The 236-nt window shown below is 68.6% G+C and carries 1 protein-coding gene; it reads right to left on the bottom strand.

All coding sequences use genetic code 11. The features are described 5' to 3' along the window. A partial coding sequence (locus ACX4ZE_RS23475) for an AMP-binding protein (RefSeq protein ID WP_480275646.1) occupies positions 1-236 on the bottom strand: 236 nt, incomplete at both ends.

The following is a 236-nucleotide window of genomic DNA, read 5'->3' as shown; positions in this document are numbered from 1 at the left end:
ATCGGCGAACATGAACACCAACCGGTCGGGTGGGTAGGTCGGATCCACCGGCAGGTACGCACCCCCGGCCTTCCACACCGCCAACAACGCCACGATCAGCTCCGCCGACCGCGGTAGCGCCACCGCCACCACCTGCTCGGGTCCCACCCCCCGCGCGAGCAGCCGATACGCCAGACGATTGGCGCGGCCGTCGAGATCACGGTAGGTCAACTCCGTATCGGCGCACACCACCGCCA

The sequence above is a fragment of the Nocardia sp. TBRC8007 genome, from assembly GCF_056629435.1.
This window is presented reverse-complemented; position numbering and strand designations above follow the sequence as displayed.